14 protein-coding genes are annotated in these 16,943 nt (G+C 72.5%); 12 read left to right on the top strand and 2 right to left on the bottom strand.

The window, feature by feature from the left end; translation table 11 throughout:
- Positions 1-3: 3 nt before the first annotated feature.
- On the bottom strand, positions 4-945 hold the full coding sequence (locus ACWV17_RS06010; protein WP_455358909.1) for a hypothetical protein: 942 nt from the start codon (positions 943-945) through the stop codon (positions 4-6).
- A gap of 93 nt (positions 946-1,038) precedes the next feature.
- On the opposite strand from ACWV17_RS06010, the gene ACWV17_RS06005 reads away from it, so the two are divergent.
- The 3 genes from ACWV17_RS06005 to ACWV17_RS05995 all read left to right on the top strand — a co-directional run bounded on the left by ACWV17_RS06005 (position 1,039) and on the right by ACWV17_RS05995 (position 5,182).
- The gene (locus ACWV17_RS06005) at positions 1,039-3,324 is read left to right on the top strand and encodes a heavy metal translocating P-type ATPase (protein WP_455358782.1); all 2,286 of its coding nucleotides are present in this window, start codon (positions 1,039-1,041) and stop codon (positions 3,322-3,324) included.
- 166 nt (positions 3,325-3,490) lie between these two features.
- Positions 3,491-4,447 carry a helix-turn-helix transcriptional regulator gene (locus ACWV17_RS06000; RefSeq protein WP_455351969.1) on the top strand — a complete coding sequence of 319 codons (957 nt, stop codon included), beginning with the start codon at positions 3,491-3,493 and terminating at the stop codon, positions 4,445-4,447.
- Between the two features lie 123 nt (positions 4,448-4,570).
- On the top strand, positions 4,571-5,182 hold the full coding sequence (locus ACWV17_RS05995; protein ID WP_455358781.1) for a hypothetical protein: 612 nt from the start codon (positions 4,571-4,573) through the stop codon (positions 5,180-5,182).
- 89 nt (positions 5,183-5,271) lie between these two features.
- Here the strand turns inward: ACWV17_RS05995 and ACWV17_RS05990 are convergent, their stop codons facing one another.
- Positions 5,272-6,951, bottom strand: coding sequence for a carbamoyltransferase family protein (locus ACWV17_RS05990; RefSeq protein WP_455358780.1), 1,680 nt, complete (start codon positions 6,949-6,951; stop codon positions 5,272-5,274).
- Positions 6,952-7,297: 346 nt separating this feature from the next.
- Between ACWV17_RS05990 and ACWV17_RS05985 the strand changes: the two genes are divergently transcribed.
- The 9 genes from ACWV17_RS05985 to ACWV17_RS05945 all read left to right on the top strand — a co-directional run bounded on the left by ACWV17_RS05985 (position 7,298) and on the right by ACWV17_RS05945 (position 16,939).
- Positions 7,298-7,684, top strand: a complete 387-nt coding sequence (locus ACWV17_RS05985) for a cell division protein SepF (RefSeq protein WP_455351972.1) — start codon at positions 7,298-7,300, stop codon at positions 7,682-7,684.
- Between the two features lie 56 nt (positions 7,685-7,740).
- Positions 7,741-8,865: an AAA family ATPase gene (locus ACWV17_RS05980; RefSeq protein ID WP_455358779.1), complete on the top strand. Its 1,125-nt coding sequence runs from the start codon at positions 7,741-7,743 to the stop codon at positions 8,863-8,865.
- A complete protein-coding gene (locus tag ACWV17_RS05975; protein ID WP_455358778.1) occupies positions 8,862-9,257 on the top strand; it encodes a nucleotide pyrophosphohydrolase in 396 nt (131 codons plus the stop codon). The genes ACWV17_RS05980 and ACWV17_RS05975 overlap by 4 nt, the downstream gene beginning before the upstream one ends.
- 126 nt (positions 9,258-9,383) lie before the next feature.
- Positions 9,384-9,887: a DUF6099 family protein gene (locus ACWV17_RS05970; RefSeq protein ID WP_455358777.1), complete on the top strand. Its 504-nt coding sequence runs from the start codon at positions 9,384-9,386 to the stop codon at positions 9,885-9,887.
- 7 nt (positions 9,888-9,894) lie between these two features.
- The gene (gene mmuM / locus ACWV17_RS05965) at positions 9,895-10,788 is read left to right on the top strand and encodes a homocysteine S-methyltransferase (RefSeq protein WP_455358776.1); all 894 of its coding nucleotides are present in this window, start codon (positions 9,895-9,897) and stop codon (positions 10,786-10,788) included.
- Positions 10,789-10,834: 46 nt separating this feature from the next.
- Positions 10,835-12,328, top strand: coding sequence for a 3' terminal RNA ribose 2'-O-methyltransferase Hen1 (locus tag ACWV17_RS05960; RefSeq protein WP_455358775.1), 1,494 nt, complete (start codon positions 10,835-10,837; stop codon positions 12,326-12,328).
- Positions 12,325-14,892, top strand: a complete 2,568-nt coding sequence (locus tag ACWV17_RS05955) for a polynucleotide kinase-phosphatase (protein WP_455358774.1) — start codon at positions 12,325-12,327, stop codon at positions 14,890-14,892. Before ACWV17_RS05960 ends, ACWV17_RS05955 begins: the two co-directional genes overlap by 4 nt.
- A gap of 127 nt (positions 14,893-15,019) precedes the next feature.
- Positions 15,020-15,523, top strand: coding sequence for a hypothetical protein (locus ACWV17_RS05950; RefSeq protein ID WP_455351979.1), 504 nt, complete (start codon positions 15,020-15,022; stop codon positions 15,521-15,523).
- Between the two features lie 189 nt (positions 15,524-15,712).
- On the top strand, positions 15,713-16,939 hold the full coding sequence (locus tag ACWV17_RS05945; protein ID WP_455351980.1) for an arginine deiminase: 1,227 nt from the start codon (positions 15,713-15,715) through the stop codon (positions 16,937-16,939).
- The last annotated feature ends 4 nt before the right edge of the window (positions 16,940-16,943 follow it).

Below are 16,943 nucleotides of genomic sequence, written 5' to 3'. Positions count from 1 at the left end.
CCCTCAGTGCTGGTGGCTGTCGGCCTCGGGTTCGGGCCGAGGGGTTTCGGTCGTGGCTGCGCTCCGGACGGTGAAGGCCGCGGTGCGGACGGTGCCGTTGTGTTTGAAGTCGAGGAAGAGGCGGTACGTCGCTGAGCTGGGTGCGGTCGCGGTGAAGGTGATCCGCGGGCCGGGCTCGGTGGTGCCGTCGCCGGGTTCGCCGTTGGGGTGGACGTGCAGGTAGGCGAGGTCGCCGGCGCGCAGCGCGACGAGGTGTCCGTACGCGCCGAGGTAGGGCTGGAGGTCGGTGACGGGACGGCCGTCCTTGCTGACGTTCAGCGTGAGTTCCTCCGCTGCGCCGGGCCGGAGCTCGCCGCCCAGGGTGACGGTGTATCCGTCGACGGTGGTGGTGCGGGACGGCTTGGGGAGCTCTGAGGGTTTGTACGGCCCGGAGGCGGCGAGGTCGGCGCCCAGGGTCAGGTTGGTGGCGTTCTTGCCGGCGGGGGTGAAGTCGGCGAAGACCCGGTAGTCGCCCGCTGCGGGGAGGGTGACCGGGGTGCTCCAGGTGCCGTCGGCGGCCCGCGCGGGGTGCAGGTGCTGGTAGGTCGCCAGGTCGCGTGAGGCGAGGATCAGGTGGAGTTCCTTGTCGTGCTCTCGCTGGTAGGCGGTGACCGGCCGGCCTGCCCGGTCGCGTACGGCGAAGCGGAGTTCGGTCTGCTGTGCCGCTGTCACGCGTGGGGTCCTGAGATCGAGGGTGTAGCCGGCCTCGGAGATCTGGAGTCCGCCGGCCGGGGTGTCCGCGTGGCCGCCTCCCCGGTCCGTCGAGGTGTTTTCCGTGTGGCTGGAGTGGGCCGCGGATTCGGCGGTGCCGGCAACGGGCCCGGTGACACTGCCGAGGCCGTAGGCGGCGCCGAAGGCCGCGGCGAGTACGGCGCTGAACGCGGTGATCTTCACGGTGGTGCTCATGGTGGTGTTCATGAGGTGGAGCATATACCCCCGAGGGGTATATGCTGTCTCCCTGAAGAGGAAACATGTCCGGCCACACTCGAGGGAGCAGTGATGACTACGACGGTCTCCGCCACCGCTGAGGTTGAACTCGCCATCGGCGGCATGACCTGCGCTTCGTGCGCGGCGCGTATCGAGAAGAAGCTCAACCGGATGGACGGTGTGGAGGCCACGGTCAACTACGCCACCGAGAAGGCCAGGGTCAGTTACCGCGGCGCGGACGTCTCGGTGGCGGACCTGATCGCCACCGTGGAGGCGACCGGTTACACCGCCGCCGAGCCGGCTCCGGCCCGCCCCGAGGTGCCCGGGGAATCCGGCGCCGAGGAGCCGGACGAGCTCGGGCCGTTGCGGCAGCGTCTGATCACGGCGGTGGTGCTGGCGGTTCCGGTGGTCGCGATGGCCATGGTGCCCGCGCTGCAGATCGAGTACTGGCAGTGGCTGTCGCTGACACTGGCCGCGCCGGTGGTGACGTACGCGGCCTGGCCGTTCCACCGGGCGGCGTTCACCAACGCCCGGCACGGCGCGGCCAGCATGGACACGTTGATCTCGGTGGGTACGGGCGCGGCGTTCCTGTGGTCGCTGTGGGCGTTGTTCTTCGGGACGGCCGGGAGGCCAGGGATGACGCACCCGTTCGAGCTGACGATCTCGCGCAGCGACGGGGCGGGGAACATCTATCTGGAGGCGGCGGCCGGGGTCACCGCGTTCATTCTGGCGGGGCGCTACTTCGAGGCCCGCTCCAAGCGCAAGGCGGGCGCCGCGCTCAGAGCGCTGCTGGAGCTGGGCGCGAAGGAGGTCACGGTGCTGCGCGACGGCCGGGAGAAGCTCATCCCGACCGGCGAGCTGCGGGTCGGTGACCGTTTCCTGGTCCGGCCCGGCGAGAAGATCGCCACCGACGGCACCGTGGTCGAGGGATCTTCGGCGGTGGACGCGTCGATGCTGACCGGTGAGTCGGTGCCGGTCGAGGCCGGGGTGGGTGACGCGGTCACCGGCGCCACGCTCAATGCCGGTGGCCGCCTGGTGGTCGAGGCCACCCGCGTGGGTGCGGACACGCAGCTGGCGCGGATGGCGAAGCTCGTGGAGGACGCGCAGAACGGCAAGGCCGCCGCCCAGCGTCTGGCCGACCGGATCTCGGCGGTGTTCGTGCCGGTCGTCATCGCCCTCGCGCTGGGCACCCTGGGCTTCTGGCTCGGCAGCGGCGCGGGTCTGACCGCCGCGTTCACCGCCGCGGTGGCCGTGCTGATCATCGCCTGCCCGTGCGCGCTGGGCCTGGCCACCCCGACCGCCCTGATGGTCGGCACCGGCCGCGGCGCCCAGCTCGGCATCCTCATCAAGGGACCCGAGGTGCTGGAGACCACCCGCAAGGTCGACACCATCGTGCTGGACAAGACCGGCACCGTCACCACCGGGAAGATGACCTTGCTGACGGTGCACACCGCCGACGGCGAGGACGAGCGGGACGTGCTGCGGCTGGCCGGTGCGCTGGAGCACGCCTCCGAGCACCCCATCGCCCAGGCCGTGGCCGTCGGCGCCGCCGAACGCGTCGGCACCCTGCCCACCCCCGAGGACTTCGCCAACCTCCCGGGCCTCGGCGTCCAGGGCGTCGTCGACGGACACGCGGTCCTGGTGGGCCGCGAGAAGCTGCTCGGCATGGGGGCACCTCCCATGCCCGAAGGGCTATGGGGGAGGGCGATAGAGCTGCCCGCCGGCCTGGAGCGCGCCAAGGCGGCGGCCGAGGCCGCCGGCCGGACCGCCATAGTGGTGGCCTGGGACGGCCGGGCACGGGCAGTCCTCGAAGTCGCGGACGCGGTCAAGGACACCAGCCCCGAGGCCGTACGGCGGCTGCGCGCGCTGGGCCTGACCCCGATCCTGCTCACCGGCGACAACAAGGCGGTCGCGGAGTCCGTCGCGGCGGAGGTGGGCATCGACGAGGTGATCGCCGAGGTGATGCCGCAGGACAAGGTCGACGTGGTCAAGCGTCTTCAGGCCGAGGGCCGTTCGGTCGCCATGGTCGGGGACGGCGTCAACGACGCGGCCGCTCTGGCCCAGGCCGACCTGGGACTGGCGATGGGCACCGGCACGGACGCCGCCATCGAGGCCGGCGACCTGACCCTGGTCCGCGGCGACCTGCGGGCCGCGGCGGACGCCATCCGGCTCTCCCGCAAGACGCTGGGCACCATCAAGTCGAACCTGTTCTGGGCCTTCGCCTACAACGTGGCCGCCCTGCCGCTCGCCGCGGCCGGCCTGCTCAACCCGATGATCGCCGGCGCCGCGATGGCCTTCTCGTCGGTATTCGTCGTCGGCAACAGCCTGCGCCTGCGCGGCTTCCGCGCCGCCGACTGACGGTTCCGCTGGTGGGGCCCGCGCCGCGGCCCCACCAGCGGGCCCAAGTGCCCGTCACCGTGCGTACGTTCGCGCAGCGTTCTCCGCGGCCCGGCGCGGTGCGCGGCTCGCGCGACCGCCCGCCCGGGCGGCCCGTATCACGCGGCACATCCGTAAGGTGGCGGCCATGCCCCGACAGCCGTCCCTGCCAGGCCTCACGCCGGAAGCCGAGGCGCTCTACCGCGAGCTGCTGCGGTACGGGCCCGAAGCGGTCCCGCATCGCCGGATCCGGCCCGACGACGACCGCTTGGCCCGCCTCGAGGAGCTGGGCCTGGTCGAGCGGGGCGAGGACGGCGGCCTGCGCCCCCGGCCGCCCCGGCTCGCGCTGGAGAAGTGGGCGGCGGAACGGGAACTCGAAGCCGTACGGGCGCGGGAGGCCGCCGACCTCCTCGCCCAGCTGTACGCCGCCCGCACCGGAGCCGGTTCGCGGTTCGCGGAGGTGCTCGTGGGCGTGGAGGACGTCGTCGGCACCTTCGCGTCGATGCAGGCCGAGGCGCGCGACCAGGTACGGGCCTTCGACCGGGGCTCCTACCTCCAGCCGGAGGAGGTCGGCCCCAACCCCTGGCAGCTGCCCAGCATGGCGCGCGGGGTCGCCTACCGCGTCGTCTACGAGTCGAGCTTCCTGCAGACCGAGATCGGCATGCGTTCGCTGCGGGCGAGCATTTCGGCGGGCGAGGCCGCGCGGGCCTTCCCCGGGGTCCCCCTGAAGCTGATCATCTCCGACTCGGCGCGCGCCCTGATCTCCGTACCGCCCGAGGAGGGCAAGGAGGTGATGGCCCTGCTGGTCCACCCCTCGTTGCTGCTCGACGCCCTGGTCGAACTCTTTGAGGCGTTCTGGCGGTTGGCCGTGCCGGTCGGTGCGGCCAGCGGGGCCGAGGGCGCGGCCGTGGGGTCGGAGCCCAGCGCGGACACCCAACGGCTGCTCGCCCTGCTCAGCGCGGGCTTCACCGACGAGGCGATCGCGAGAGACCTCCAGGTGAGCGAGCGCACGGTGAACCGCCGGGTGGGCCGGCTCCAGGAGCTGCTGGGCGCGCGCACGCGATTCCAGCTCGGAGTCCAAGCGGCACGCAGGGGCTGGCTCTGACTCTGGCACGCCCGTTCGGGCGGATTGTCCCGGTATGCGGCGTCGATCGAAGTACGCACGGGTAAAGCCGTGGGGACCTCCGGCTCGGGTCACCTCTCGGGATCACACAAAGGACAGACACCGATGAAGCGCAAGTCCCTGCTTTCGTTCGCCCGCGTCGCCGCGACATCCGCCGCCGCCGTCGCCATCACGGTGATGGCCGCCGGTCCCGCGGCGGCCAACCCGTCCCTCGCCACCCGTCAGGGGTCCGAGGTCCAGTGGACCGCGCTGAGCGGCGAGACGAACACCGTCGACTTCGGGAACGTCGGGGGCCAGGTGCGCGTCAGCGACGGCGCCGGTGTCTTCGCCGGGCCTGGCTGCACCTCGGCCGGGCCGAACGCAGTGGACTGCGGGCCGGTCGCCGGCACCACCAGGTTCCGCCTCACCGGTGGCGACCAGAACGACCAGCTCAACATTCAGGACGCGCTGACGATCCCCTCGGACATCAACAGCGGTCCCGGACAGGACTCCATCGACGCCGCGAACGGCAGCGACCGGATCACCGACCCCGACGGCTGGCCGACGCTGCCGGCCGGGCTCACCGTCGCCGCCAAGGGCGGCAACGACATCGTGATCGTCCGGAACGGCGGCTTCGACCGGGTGCACTGCGGTACCGGCTTCGACACGGTCATCGCCGACCCGGCGGCCAGGGACTTCGTCGACCCCCTGACCTGCGAGCGGGTCATCCGTTACTGACGTTCCGTCGCACGGCGGGAAGCAGTCCCGACCCCGTCCGCCACCCCGGGCGCGGGTCGGCCCGTTCCCGCCGGGCTGTCTCAGGGGCGTCATCGCCCGTTCCCCTCGTCGGCGGTCCCGTCCTCGCAGGAGCGGAAGAAGTCGCCGCGCCGGATCGCGTAGGGACCGATGGCGAGGAGGTCGACGGGCGAGGAGCCGAAGCACTCCAGCGCGTCGCGCGGGTCGTCGACCATGGGCCGCCCGGCCGTGTTCAGGCTGGTGTTGACCACCACGGGCAGTCCGGTGAGCCGTTCGAACTCGGTGAGCATGCGGGCGACCAGGGGCTCGCCGACCGGGTCCACCGTCTGGATCCGGGCGGTGCCGTCGACATGTACGACGGCCGGGATGCGCTCGCGCCAATCCGCCGCCACGTCGTGGACGAACAGCATGTACGGGCTGGGCAGCGGGCCGTCGAAGATCTCCCGGGCCCGCCCGGCGAGCACCATCGGCGAGACCGGCCGGAACTGCTCCCGGCCCTTGATGTCGTTGAGCCGCTCCAGATTGCCCGCGTGACCGGGATGCGCCAGCAGCGACCGGTGTCCCAGCGCCCTGGGGCCGTACTCGGAGCGGCCCTGGAACCAGGCCACGATCGCGTTGTCCGCCAGTGCCCGGGCCACCGTCGCGGCGATGTCCGCCGGCCGGTCGAACGGCACGGCCGCCGTCTTCAGCCACGCTCCCAGCTCCGCGTCGGACCAGTCCCGGCCCAGATCGGCGCCGGTCATCGGCTCTGGCTCGTGCCCCCCGCCGGCGGCCAGCAGCAGCGCGCCGCCGAGCGCCGTGCCCGCGTCACCGGCGGCGGGCTGTACCCACACCCGGGAGAACGGACCCTCGCGGGCGATACGGGAGTTGGCGACGCAGTTCAGTGCGACGCCCCCGGCGAGGGTGAGCACACTGTCGTGCGTGCGTCCGTGCAGCCAGCGCGCCAGATCCAGCAGCGTCTCCTCCAGCACGGCCTGGGCGCCGGCCGCCACATCGGCGTGCTCCTGCGTCCACGCCTCGCCGGGCCGCCGGGGCGCGCACATCTCGTGCCAGGGCACCCCGGTCGCGCAGAACCCGCCGTTGCCGGTGGGGTGGATGTACCGGCGCAGCTCGGGCAGCATCCGCGGCGTGCCGTGCGACGCGAGGGCCATCACCTTGAACTCGTCGGAGGAGCGCAGGAATCCGAGGTGGGCGGTGAGTTCCTCGTAGACCAGCCCCAGCGAGTGCGGCAACTCCTGCGCGTGCAGCGGCTCCAGCCGGTTCCGGATGCGGCGGGCGGCGAGGTGCGAGGCGCGCTCCCCACGGCCGTCGAGGACGAGCACCGACGAGTTGCCCGCGTCGGGCGCGGCGAACGCGCTCGACGCGGCATGCGCCATGTGGTGCGGTACGAAGCGGACGATCTCCGGGTTCAGGCCCGGCAGCGCGGCTTCGAGGAAGCCGGGCGCCTCCCGGGCGTACGCCAGCCGCAGGTGGTCCCAGGGGTCGTCCAGACCCATGGTGTCCGCGGGCCGGGCGAGGGACGGGTCGAAGGAGTACGCCACGGCGTCGAGGTCCTGCGGGCGCAGGCCGGCCCGCTCCAGGCACCAGGCGGCGGCCTGTACCGGCAGCTCCCAGGCGGAGAACGGCACCGGCCGCTTGCCGTGCTTGCGCCGGGAGAAGCGTTCCTCCTCTGTGGCGGCGACAGTCCGGCCGTCGATGACGAGCGCGGCGGCGGGGTCGTGGAAGAGAGCGTTGATTCCGAGAATGCGCATGGGCGTCCCAGACCTTTCGGCGAATCGTGGTACGGCGACACGCTCGTGCGTCCTCGTGCCCGTGCCTGGTGCAGGCGGCGCGGAGGGGAGGAGACGCGGAGGCGTCGTCGGCCCGGACCGGGGGTACGGCCGCGTCAGGTGTCGCTCCGTACGTGCGCGGACGCTGTCTCCTTCCGTACGTGCGCGGATTGACAAACCCTTCGATCAGGCTCGGCCGAATCGGTGGCGGGGGCGCGGTGATGTCCGCCATTCGAGTCATTCACTGAGCCGTGTCGCTGTTGGGCCGAACGGGTGAGGGGCGCGAGGATGGAGGTATGCAGATGAAGCGTGCGGGCGAGGGGGTCCGGTGAGCAGGTACGACGTCACCGACGAACAGTGGGAAGGGCTCGCCCAGGTGGTTCCGCTGCGCAGCCGCAACGAATGGCCGTCCCGGGTGGACCACCACACCCTCCCCCAGGAGTACGCGGCCGAGCAGCGTCGCATGGTCGTCCTGCGGGTGCAGGTCTTCGCGGACGCCCGCGAGGTCGCCGAGTACCTCGTCGCCCAGATCCCGGTGCTGCTGGACCTGACCAGTGCCGACACCGAAGTAGCCAAACGGATCCTGGACTTCAGCAGCGGCGTCGTCTTCGGGCTCGGCAGCGGGATGCACCGGGTCGACCGGAACGTCTTCCTGCTGGCGCCGGCCGGCACGGAGGTCGAGGGCATCGCGGCCGCTGCCGTCCCCCGTTCGTAGGAAGGTCGTCCAGACGGAACGGTTCGCCACCTTTTGCGCTGCGTAGCGTCCGGTCCATGGACGCAACCCGTAAGCGCCCCGCGGTCACCGAACTGCGGCTGTCCGCCTTCAAGTCGCACCGCGGCGCCGCCTATCCGCTGGGCCCGGTCACCCTGTTCGCGGGGGCCAGCGGCAGCGGCAAGTCGAGTGCCCTGCAGGCGTACGAGGCGCTCGCGCGGCTCGGCTCGGGCGCCGCGCTCGGCGAGGTCTTCCCGGATCCGGGAGGGTGCGTGCCCGAGCGGGCGGGCGCCGACGCCCAGGGGCGGCGGGGATTCCGGATCGGCTGTACGGTCGACGGCCCGGCCGGAACCGTACGGCTTGACGTCGCCGTCCAGGCGGAGCCGGAACTCCGCATCGTCGGTGAACGGCTGACCGCCGACGGCCGGACGCTGCTGACGACGGCGCTGCGCGATCCCGGCCGCAGCAGTGTGCAGGCCGCGTGGCACACCGGCGGCGCGGTCGCCGTGACGCGGGCGCCGCTGCCCGACGACCGGCTCGGGACGGCGCTGCTGCCGCTGCGCGTCGCGGGCAGTACGGACGGGCAGCGGCAGGTGCTGGCCGCCGCCGAGCAGGCGGTGGTGGCCCTGCGGTCGGTCTTCGCGTGCGATCCCCAGCCCCGACGGATGCGGGAGCCGGTACCGGTCGGCGGCGGCCGGCTGCGCGGTGGCTGCGACAACCTGGCCGAGGTGCTGCGGCGCACCCGGACCGAGTGCGCCACCCGGCACGCGGCACTGATCACGGCGTTACGGGCCGGCTGCGCGGGGCCGGTGGACGACCTGACCGCGGAGGACCTGGCCGACGGGCGGGTACGGGCGGTGCTCGCCCGCGGCGTGCTGGGCAGCACCCCCGTGGAGCGGCTGGGCGAGGGGGAGTTGCGCTACCTCGCCCTGGCGCTGGTCCTGCTCACCGGGCCGGACGTGCTGGCGGTGGATCCGGCGGCGGAGCTGCTGCCGGCGCAGCAGGTGCTCACGGTGCTGGCCGACGGGCTCGACCGCTGTCTGGACGCGCGGCAGACCCGGGAACTGGTGCGGCTGGCGGTGATGTCGTGCGGGCGTGGCCACATCCGGCTGGTGGGGGCGGTGGGCGACGGGGACCGTGCCCGGGGGATGGCGGGCGTCTCAGTGGTAGACCTGGTGCCGTGACGGAGGCATCGGGAGAAGCGCGGGACCTGGCGGCACTGCAGCGCAGGCTGGCCGAATTCGCGGCGGCACGGGGCTGGCAGCCGTACCACACGCCCAAGAACCTGGCGGTGGCGCTGAGCGTGGAGGCGTCCGAACTGGTCGAGATCTTCCAGTGGCTGACCCCCGAGGAGTCGGCGCGGGTCATGGAGGAGCCGGAGACCGCGCACCGGGTGGCGGACGAGGTCGCCGACGTGCTGGCGTACCTGCTGCAGTTCTGTGAGGTGCTGGGGGTCGATGTGCTGGCGGCGCTGTCGGCCAAGATCGACCGGAATGAGCTGCGGTTCCCGGTGTCCGCGGCGTCGTCGCCAACGTCGCCATCGTCCCCGGGCATGGATCGTCACTCTTCGGAGTGATGAAGTTATCCCAAACCGCTCTGGTGTCCACAGATTTCCGAATACCCCTGGCTTTCCGGGCCGCTTGCCTTCACTCTGGGTAGTGGAAGCGGTACTGGGAGAAGTCGTACGGACGGGGGATCGCGCATGGATGCGGTGCGGCTTATCAGGGCCGGGCGGCTCGCTCTGGCGCAGAGCCGGGGGGCGCTGGACATCGTGGCCGAGGCCTGGCAGGCGCAGGCCCTCGCTCAGGCGATCGGCGGCCAACTGGCCCTCGTCGGCCCGCCGGAGCTGAGGGTCGAGGCCCGCGGGCTCAGCGAGTCCGGCGGGCGCGGCTGCGGGGTGCTGGACCACCTGGTGCTGCGGGCCGGGGGGATCCGGGCGGCGCAGCTCTCCGAAGTGTCCGATGCGCGCGAGGCGTTACTCGGGCTCGGCGGGCTGCTCGGGGAGGTGAGCATCGCGCTGGTCGGGGTCGCGTGCGCCACGGACGACGAGGGCCTGTACTGGCAGTGCATAGAGGCGATCGACGCCGCCGACGAATCGAGTGACCGGGTGCACGCGATGCTCCGAAGACTCACGCTGCGGGACACGGCGCGGGAGCAGGGCAGCACCCCGGGCGCGGCCCGCGACACGACGGCGGGGGCGTCATGATGGATGCATGGATCTGCTCGGGCTCGGGTCGGACCAGGGCGCTGTCATCCTCGACGGTGGTCTGTCGAACCAGCTGGAGGCGCAGGGCTGCGACCTCTCCGACGCCCTGTGGTCCGCCCGGCTGCTCGCCGACGACCCGGCACAGATCGAGGCGGCGCACCGCGCCTATGTCCGGGCGGGCGCGCAGGTCCTCATCACCTCCAGCTACCAGGCCAGTTACGAGGGATTCGCGCGGCGGGGCACCGGGCGCAAGGAGGCCGAGGAGCTGCTGTGGCGCAGTGTGACGCTGGCGAGGCGCGCCGCCGGCACGGCGCCGGACCGTGCGGTCTGGGTGGCGGCTTCGGTGGGGCCCTATGGGGCGGTACTCGCCGACGGCAGTGAATACCGCGGGCGGTACGGGCTGACCGTGGGGGAGTTGGAGCGTTTTCACCGGCCCAGGATCGAGGCTCTGGCCGCCGCCGAGCCCGATGTCCTCGCCCTGGAGACGGTGCCGGACGCGGACGAGGCGGAGGCGATGCTGCGGGCGGCGGAGGGGTGCGGGGTGCCGGTCTGGCTCTCGTACAGCATCAGCGGCGGTACGACGAGGGCCGGGCAGCCCCTGGACCGGGCGCTGGCGCTCGTGGCCGGGGTGGACCAGGTCATCGCCGCGGGGATCAACTGCTGTGAGCCACGGGATGCGGACGAGGCGGTGGCCGTGGCGGCCGAGGTGACCGGCAAGCCGGTCGTCGTCTATCCGAACAGCGGGGAGGAGTGGGATGCACGAGCGAGGTCCTGGCACGGCCCGGTCACGTTCGACGCGGCGCGGGTGAGCCGGTGGCAGGCGGCCGGCGCCCGCCTGGTCGGAGGCTGCTGCCGGGTGGGGCCCGGGCAGATCGCGGAGCTGGCGCGGGCGAGGAGGTGACGAAAATGCCTGGTCGGCGGGGGCGGGCCGGACGATACTCGGACGTGTGTTCCTGACGATCAGTACCACCGGTACCCCAGAGCGACCCGCGACCGATCTCGGCTTCCTGCTGCACAAGCATCCCGACAAGGCGCAGGCGTTCTCCACCTCGCACGGCACGGCGCACGTCCTCTACCCCGAGGCGTCCCCCGAGCGCTGCACCGCCGCGCTGCTGCTGGAGGTGGATCCGGTGGCGCTCGTCCGGCGCGGCAAGGGCAAGGGCCGCTCGGGCGCGCCCGATGCGGCGCTCGCGCAGTATGTGAACGACCGGCCGTACGCCGCGTCCTCACTGCTCGCCGTCGCGCTCAGCAGCGTCTTCTCCAGCGCTATGAAGGGCCAGTGCCACGCCCGTCCGGGCCTGCCGGAGCAGCCGCTGCCGCTGCGGATCGAGGTGCCCGCCCTGCCGGCCCGCGGCGGCGCGGACCTGGTCAGGGCGCTCTTCGGGCCGCTCGGCTGGGCGACGGTGGACGCCGAGCCGGTCGTGCTGGACGAGCAGTTCCCGGAGTGGGGTGACTCGCGGTACGTACGGCTCGTACTGGAAGGCGAGCTGCGGCTCGCCGACGCGCTGCGGCACCTCTACGTGCTGCTGCCGGTGCTCGACGATGCCAAGCACTACTGGGTCGCCCCCGACGAGGTCGACAAGCTGCTGCGTGCCGGTGACGGCTGGCTCGCGGACCACCCCGAACAGCAGCTCATCACCAGCCGCTTCCTGTCCCGCCGCTGGGGACTGACCCGTGAGGCGCGGGAGCGGCTGGAGCTGCTGCGCCTGGCCGAGGCCGACGACACCGAGGTCGAGGACATCGACAACGCCGTCGACGAGACGACCGACACGGAGGAGCGGCCCGTGCCGCTCGCCGTGCAGCGACGCGAGGCCATCCTCCAGGCGCTGCGTGCGGCGGGCGCGAGCCGGGTGCTCGACCTGGGCTGCGGGCAGGGGCAGTTGGTGCAGGCCCTGCTGAAGGACGTCCGGTTCACCGAGATCGTCGGTGTGGACGTCTCGATGCGGGCCCTCACCGTCGCCGCCCGGCGGCTGAAGCTCGACCGGATGGGCGAGCGGCAGGCCGAGCGGGTCTCGCTCCTGCAGGGCTCGCTCGCGTACACCGACAAGCGGCTGAAGGGGTACGACGCCGCGGTGCTCAGCGAGGTCATCGAGCACCTCGACCTGCCGCGGCTGCCTGCCCTGGAGTACGCGGTGTTCGGCTCCGCGCGCCCGCGAACCGTGGTCGTGACGACGCCGAACGTCGAGTACAACGTCCGCTGGGAGAGTCTGCCCGCCGGACACGTCCGGCACAGCGACCACCGCTTCGAGTGGACGCGGGCGGAGTTCCGCCAGTGGGCGGAATCCGTCGCGCGGCGGCACGGGTACGGCGTGGAGTTCGTGCCCGTCGGACCCGACGACCCCGAGGTCGGGCCGCCCACCCAGATGGCCGTCTTCAGCAGCGAAGCGGCCACGACGACTACCACGACCACCACGACCACGAAGGAGGAGAAGGCCGCATGACCAGCCCGAGCAAGCGCACTCTCGCCGTGACCGACCTGTCCCTCGTGGTCCTGATCGGCGCCACCGGTTCCGGCAAGTCCACCTTCGCCCGCACGCATTTCAAGCCCACCGAGGTCATCTCGTCGGACTTCTGCCGCGGCCTCGTCGCCGACGACGAGAACGACCAGAGCGCCAGCCGGGACGCCTTCGACGTCCTGCACTACATCGCGGGCAAGCGTCTGGCCGCGGGGCGGCTGACCGTGGTCGACGCGACCAGCGTTCAGTCCGAGAGCCGCAAGCAGCTGGTCCAACTGGCCCGCCAGTACGACGTGCTGCCCATCGCGATCGTCCTCGACATCCCCGAGGAGGTGTGCGCCGAGCGCAACGCAGCGCGTCCGGACCGGGCCGGCATGCCCCGGCACGTCATCCAGCGCCACCGCCGCGAACTGCGCCGTTCGCTGCGCGGGCTGGAGCGCGAGGGCTTCCGCAAGGTGCACATCCTGCGCAGTGTGGAGGAGGCCGAGAACGCCGAGATCGTCATCGAGCGCCGGTTCAACGACCTGACGCACCTCACCGGCCCGTTCGACATCATCGGTGACATCCACGGCTGCCGGTCCGAGCTGGAGACCCTGCTCGCCAAGCTGGGGTACGTCGACGGGGCGCACCCCGACGGCCGCACCGCCGTCTTCGTCGGCGACCTCGTCGACCGCGGACCCGACAGCCCCGGCGTCCTGCGCCGGGTCATGTCCATGGTCTCCTCCGGCAACGCCCTGTGCGTACCGGGGAACCACGAGAACAAGCTCGGCCGTTACCTCAAGGGCAAGAAGGTCCAGCACACGCACGGACTCGCCGAGACCATCGAGCAGCTGGAGAAGGAGGACGACACCTTCCGAGCGCAGGTGCGCGAGTTCATCGACGGACTCGTCAGCCACTACGTCCTCGACGGCGGCAAGCTCGTCGTCTGCCACGCCGGGCTGCCCGAGAAGTACCACGGCCGTACCTCCGGCCGGGTCCGCTCGCACGCGCTGTACGGCGACACGACCGGCGAGACCGACGAGTTCGGCCTGCCCGTGCGCTACCCGTGGGCCGAGGACTACCGCGGCCGCGCCGCAGTGGTCTACGGGCACACCCCCGTGCCGAACACCTCGTGGATCAACAACACCATCTGCCTGGACACCGGGGCGGTGTTCGGCGGAAAGATGACCGCGTTGCGCTGGCCGGAGCGCGAACTCGTCGACGTACCGGCCGAGAAGGTCTGGTACGAGCCGGTCAGGCCGCTCGTCACCGAGGCCCCGGGCGGACATGACGGCCGTCCGCTGGACCTCGCCGATGTGCACGGCCGACGGATCGTCGAGACCCGCCACATGGGCCGGGTCGCCGTCCGCGAGGAGAACGCCGCCGCCGCGCTGGAGGTGATGAGCCGGTTCGCGGTGGACCCGCGCCTGCTCGCCTACTTGCCGCCGACCATGGCACCGACCGGGACCTCGGAGATCGAAGGCTACCTGGAGCACCCGGCCGAGGCGTTCGCCACCTACCGGGCCGACGGTGTCGCGAAGGTCGTGTGCGAGGAGAAGCACATGGGCTCTCGGGCCGTGGCGCTGGTCTGCCGCGACGCGGACGTGGCGCGCGAGCGCTTCGGGGTCGGGGGCACCTCCCACGCCGAAGGCAGTGGGGGAGGACCCACGGGCGCTCTGCACACCCGCACCGGCCGGCCCTTCTTCGACGACTCCCAGGTCACCGAGGAGCTCCTCGGCCGGCTGCGCACGGCCGTCACCGCGGCCGGGCTCTGGGAGGAGCTCGGCACGGACTGGCTGCTCCTGGACGCGGAGCTGATGCCCTGGTCGCTCAAGGCCTCCGGCCTGCTGCGCAAGCAGTACGCGGCGGTGGGCGCGGCCTCCGGCGCCGTGTTCCCCGGGGCCCTCGCCGCGCTGGAGGCCGCGGCGGCCCGCGGTGTCGCGGCCGAGGAGCTGCTCGGCCGGCAGCGCGAACGCGCCGCGGACGCCGCCCGGTTCACCGAGGCGTACCGGCGGTACTGCTGGAGCACCGAGGGCCTGGACGGCGTGCGCCTCGCGCCCTTCCAGCTGCTCGCCGCGCAGGGCCGCAGCCTGGCCGCCGTACCGCACGACGAGCAGCTGGCCTGGCTGGACCGGCTGGTGGAGCACGACCCCACCGGGCTGTTGCAGACCACCCGGCGTCTCGTCGTCGACACCGGTGACGAGGAGTCGGTCCGGGCCGGCACCGACTGGTGGCTGGAGATGACCGGCCGCGGCGGCGAGGGCATGGTGGTCAAGCCGCTCCAGGCGCTCGTGCGCACCGAGCAGGGCCGGCTGGTCCAGCCGGGCATCAAGGTGCGCGGCCGGGAGTACCTGCGGATCATCTACGGTCCCGAGTACACCCGTCCGGACAACCTCGCCCGGCTGCGCAACCGGTTCCTGGGCCACAAGCGCTCGCTCGCGCTGCGCGAGTACGCGCTGGGCCTGGAGGCCCTGGACCGGCTGGCCGACGGGGAGCCGCTGTGGCGCGTCCACGAGGCGGTCTTCGCCGTACTGGCCCTGGAGTCGGAGCCGGTGGACCCACGGCTCTGACGCTGTTCCGCGCGCGGGCACTGCGCCAGATGGGGGAAAGTTGCGGGGGTCCGGGCCGCCCGGGGCCATGGGCTCGTTCATCCAGGACAGCGGGGATCCGTAATTCCTGGAAGGGACGGAGTGCAGTATGAAGATGACCGCGCGCGGGAGCCTCACGGCGTTGATGACGTGCATGGCCGCGGCGGTGGCGGCATCGCCCGCCACCGCCGGCGAGCACGTGCCGATCACGGTGCCGCTGCAGGCGCTCGAAACGCCGCTCGGCATGGCCGCGCCGGAGCTGAGCACCGGCGTACCGGTACCGGTGGCCGGGGCGCCTGCCGCGCCGCGTCACCGGCCCGGCCGGCTGCTGCCGGAGGGCGCCCTTCCGCGGCTGCCGGTGTCCACCGAACTGGCCCCGACCCTGGTCGAGGCCCCGGTGCCGAGCCTGCTCGGACCGGCCGAGGCCGCCACGGCACGTCTCGCGACACCGCCGTCCGAACTGCGGGCGCAGGGTCCCGGCGCGTCCCTGGACGCACCGCTGTCGGCTCCGCGCGCGGAGAACTTCGGCCTCCCCGACCTGGTCGGGCCGCAGGCGGCCCTGCTGACCCCGGCCCTGCGCGGCCAGGCCAACGGCGTCCTGGGCCTCGCCTAGGGTCTGCCCGGCAAGCTCGGCCGAGCAGGACCTGGCCCACGGTCGGCCCACCGCCGGCCCGCATTCCGGTCGGGCCACGCGCCGCCGGGCGCCCGGCCGTCCCGGCCGCCTTTCCCGCCCACAGCCGCTGGGCGGGAAAGGTGCCGAGTTCGACCACTGGATCGTGCCGTCTCTGGGAACGTGTCCCTCATGGGATTCCATGTCGACTCCGAGGCCGGGCGGCTGCGCCGCGTCATCCTCCACCGGCCCGATCTGGAGCTGAAGCGGCTCACGCCCAGCAACAAGGACTCACTGCTCTTCGACGACGTCCTCTGGGTGCGCCGCGCCCGTCAGGAGCACGACGGCTTCGCCGACGTGCTGCGCGACCGGGGCGTGGAGGTGCACCTCTTCGGCGACCTGCTGCGCGAGGCGCTGGAGGTCCACGAGGCCCGCAAGCTCGTCCTCGACCGGGTCTTCGACGAGAAGGAGTACGGGCCGCTGGCCACCGACCATCTGCGGGCCGCCTTCGACGAGCTGCCGTCCGCCGAGCTGGTCGAGGCCCTGGTCGGCGGGATGACCAAGAGGGAGTTCCTGGAGCGCCACCCCGAGCCCACGTCCGTGCGGTTCCATGTGATGGATCTGGACGACTTCCTGCTCGGACCGCTGCCCAACCACCTCTTCACCCGGGACACCTCGGCCTGGATCTACGACGGCGTCTCGATCAACGCGATGCGCTGGCCGGCCCGGCAGCGGGAGACGGTGCACTTCGAGGCGATCTACCGCCACCATCCGCTCTTCACCGGTTCAGGGGCCTTCCACCACTGGTCGGAGGGCCTGTCCGACTACCCCTCCACCATCGAGGGCGGCGACGTCCTGGTCATCGGCCGGGGCGCGGTCCTGATCGGGATGAGCGAGCGCACCACCCCGCAGGCGGTCGAGATGCTGGCGCGCGGCCTCTTCGCGGCCGGCTCCGCGCAGACGATCGTGGCGCTGGACATGCCGAAACGGCGGGCGCTGATGCACCTGGACACCGTGATGACGATGGTCGACGGCGACACCTTCACCCAGTACGCGGGGCTGGGCATGCTCCGCTCGTACACGATCGAACCGGGCGGCGCCGGGCAGGAACTGAAGGTCACCGACCACCCGCCCGAGCACATGCACCGCGCCATCGCCGCCGCGCTCGGCCTGGACTCGATCCGGGTCCTGACGGCGACGCAGGACGTGCACGCGGCGGAGCGCGAGCAGTGGGACGACGGCTGCAACGTGCTGGCGGTCGAGCCCGGCGTGGTCGTGGCGTACGAGCGCAATGTGACCACCAACACGCACCTGCGGAAGGAGGGCATCGAGGTCATCGAGATCCGGGGCAGCGAACTGGGCCGGGGGCGGGGCGGCCCGCGGTGCATGAGCTGTCCGGTCGAACGCGACGCCGTATAGCCAC

Source organism: Streptomyces mabaensis (assembly GCF_053763515.1).
The sequence above is the reverse complement of the archived record's forward strand: the minus strand, read 5'-3'. Positions and strand labels throughout refer to the sequence as shown.

Bases quoted from the DNA above. Each gene is read 5' to 3' on its own strand.
- ACWV17_RS06005 (WP_455358782.1), top strand. From the start codon at position 1,039: ATGACTACGACGGTCTCCGCCACCGCTGAGGTTGAACTCGCCATCGGC.
- ACWV17_RS05955 (WP_455358774.1), top strand. From the start codon at position 12,325: ATGACCAGCCCGAGCAAGCGCACTCTCGCCGTGACCGACCTGTCCCTC.
- ACWV17_RS06010 (WP_455358909.1), bottom strand. From the start codon at position 945: ATGAGCACCACCGTGAAGATCACCGCGTTCAGCGCCGTACTCGCCGCG.
- ACWV17_RS05995 (WP_455358781.1), top strand. From the start codon at position 4,571: ATGAAGCGCAAGTCCCTGCTTTCGTTCGCCCGCGTCGCCGCGACATCC.
- ACWV17_RS05990 (WP_455358780.1), bottom strand. From the start codon at position 6,951: ATGCGCATTCTCGGAATCAACGCTCTCTTCCACGACCCCGCCGCCGCG.
- ACWV17_RS05950 (WP_455351979.1), top strand. From the start codon at position 15,020: ATGAAGATGACCGCGCGCGGGAGCCTCACGGCGTTGATGACGTGCATG.
- ACWV17_RS05970 (WP_455358777.1), top strand. From the start codon at position 9,384: ATGGATGCGGTGCGGCTTATCAGGGCCGGGCGGCTCGCTCTGGCGCAG.
- ACWV17_RS05980 (WP_455358779.1), top strand. From the start codon at position 7,741: ATGGACGCAACCCGTAAGCGCCCCGCGGTCACCGAACTGCGGCTGTCC.
- mmuM (WP_455358776.1), top strand. From the start codon at position 9,895: ATGGATCTGCTCGGGCTCGGGTCGGACCAGGGCGCTGTCATCCTCGAC.
- ACWV17_RS06000 (WP_455351969.1), top strand. From the start codon at position 3,491: ATGCCCCGACAGCCGTCCCTGCCAGGCCTCACGCCGGAAGCCGAGGCG.
- ACWV17_RS05945 (WP_455351980.1), top strand. From the start codon at position 15,713: ATGGGATTCCATGTCGACTCCGAGGCCGGGCGGCTGCGCCGCGTCATC.